The following is a 1,801-nucleotide window of genomic DNA, read 5'->3' on the forward strand; positions in this document are numbered from 1 at the left end:
CGGCGATGTCGTCGGCTTCGCGTTTGCGCAGGGCGATGATCTTGCGCATGACCTTGGTGTCGTAGCCGCGCCCCTTGGCTTCGGACATGACATCCTTGACCTGATCCGCGACGTCCCTTTTTTCCTGTTCCAGACGTTCCACGCGTTCGATGAACTGGCGCAATTCGTCTGCGGTCACGCGGTAGGCGTTGTCCCGTGCTGTGTCGAATTCGGGGTCGGGTTTCATTCCGCTGCCGTGGAGTGGGCCGCTGTCTTCCGTGCCGGGAATTCGGGATTGTTCAAACGTCACGTGCAAGCCTTTCGGGGGATTTGCGCGGTGGAGCGGCGATGCGGGCATCAGTCGATCTGGCCTTCGGCGGCGCGCAGGTTGGCGATTTCTTCGCCGTGGTTTCGCGGGGTGCCGCAATAGGCGAAGTCGAGGCGGCGCGGGCGCAGCGCGGTACGGGCCGTGGCGATCCAGTTGCGGATCGCTTCGGCTTCGGTCGCGCCGCTGGCCGTCACGCCGTGCAAGGCGATCTGGGCGATGCCGCCTTCGATCTGGCCTGCGCGCAGGGGGTAGGTGCCGCCGCTGTCGATGATGGCCTGCACGATCAGGCCCCGGCGTTCGCTGGGGTCGCTGATGTCCAGCACCCCGATCAGCTGTGCGCGGTCGCTGCGCCTGCTGTCCGATTCCTGCGCGATCGAGCGCGCCGTCACCGCCGGTGACATCAACCGGATGCACCTTGCGCGGGGCTTCCGCGAAATCGGCTATCACTACTTCATTCGCCGCGATGGCACGGTCGAGACGGGCCGCGATCTGTCGCAGCCGGGCCGCTTCGAGACCGGCGCGCATTCGCAGGGCGAGAACGGCGAGAGCGTGGGCATCTGCTACGAGGGCGGTGTCACGCTTGATGACAGGACCACGGGGCGCGACACGCGGACGCCCGCGCAGACGGCTGCGATGATCGGCCTGATCCGTGATCTGCTGCGCCGCTTTCCTGACGCGAAGGTCGAGGGGCACCGCGACATGCCCTTCGCGGCAACGCAGTGCCCCGGCTTTGACGGTGCGGCCTGGTGGGCATCGGTCGTGGCAGATGCCGCCGGATCCGGGGCAGGGGCCGTCGGCCCAGATCCCGATCGGGACGTGATGCCCGCCGATGACGAGGTGCAGCGCCTTCGCTGGCGGCTGGCCGAGATCCGCGACCGTGCTGTCGCGGCACTTGACGGCCTTTGATCCCATCCGCGCCGCCCGGTTGGCGGCACCATCCCAAACCATAGGAGGACGCCATGCTGTCCGAAGAAATCATCATCCAGGCCCTTGGCCTGCTGGGCGCGGTTCTGACGGCCCTGATCGGCTGGGCGTCTGCTGTCGCCCGGCGCAAGTGGGGCATCGAGATCGAGGCCGGCCATCGCGCCGCGCTGCATTCCGCGATCATGTCCGGGGCGCGGGTGACGCTGGACGCGCTGTCGCCCGATCTGCCGAGCGGGGCAGGCGGGGCCAGCGTGCCGTTGCCCGACCAGCTGCGCAGGGAAGTGATCGCCTACGTCACGCGATCGGTGCCCGGCGCGATCGCCGCGCTGTCGCCCGCGCCCGACGTTCTGGACCGCCTGGTCGTGGCCAAGGTGCAGGAGCTGATCGCGGAGCGTTTGCGCCGCTGACCTGATCCCGGTGCCGGGCGGGGTGCCCGGATCGAGCTGTTGAATGTGCCCCCGGTCGCTTTGTGCGGTTGGGGGATTTTTGCGTTTGGGGGGCTTCTTTGGGTGCGCTTGCGGCCCAGAGCGGACCTTTGCGTTTGTAGCAGCGAAGGGCAGCTTCGAGCCC

Annotated in this window: 4 protein-coding genes; 2 read left to right on the forward strand and 2 right to left on the reverse strand. The window is 68.0% G+C overall.

Features of this window, described 5'->3' with window-relative positions; all coding sequences use genetic code 11:
• Both BLV27_RS18920 and BLV27_RS18925 read right to left on the reverse strand, forming a co-directional pair.
• The coding region (locus BLV27_RS18920) for a DUF2312 domain-containing protein (RefSeq protein ID WP_092648025.1) at window positions 1–226 on the reverse strand (226 nt) is incomplete at its 3' end.
• Window positions 227–336: 110 nt separating this feature from the next.
• A complete protein-coding gene (locus BLV27_RS18925; protein WP_139176793.1) occupies window positions 337–630 on the reverse strand; it encodes a hypothetical protein in 294 nt (97 codons plus the stop codon).
• On the opposite strand from BLV27_RS18925, the gene BLV27_RS18930 reads away from it, so the two are divergent.
• Entirely contained in the window at window positions 620–1,213 is a 594-nt protein-coding gene (locus BLV27_RS18930) for an N-acetylmuramoyl-L-alanine amidase (RefSeq protein WP_092648027.1), read from the forward strand. The genes BLV27_RS18925 and BLV27_RS18930 overlap by 11 nt on opposite strands.
• Before the next feature lie 53 nt (window positions 1,214–1,266).
• A complete protein-coding gene (locus BLV27_RS18935; RefSeq protein WP_092648028.1) occupies window positions 1,267–1,638 on the forward strand; it encodes a hypothetical protein in 372 nt (123 codons plus the stop codon).
• Window positions 1,639–1,801 lie beyond the last annotated feature (163 nt).

Source organism: Jannaschia faecimaris (genome assembly GCF_900107415.1).
GTDB classification, from domain to species: Bacteria; Pseudomonadota; Alphaproteobacteria; order Rhodobacterales; family Rhodobacteraceae; genus Jannaschia; species Jannaschia faecimaris.

What these genes read in the sequence shown, in the direction of transcription:
- BLV27_RS18930 (WP_092648027.1), top strand. Translation starts at nt 620, where the DNA reads ATGTCCAGCACCCCGATCAGCTGTGCGCGGTCGCTGCGCCTGCTGTCC.
- BLV27_RS18935 (WP_092648028.1), top strand. Translation starts at nt 1,267, where the DNA reads ATGCTGTCCGAAGAAATCATCATCCAGGCCCTTGGCCTGCTGGGCGCG.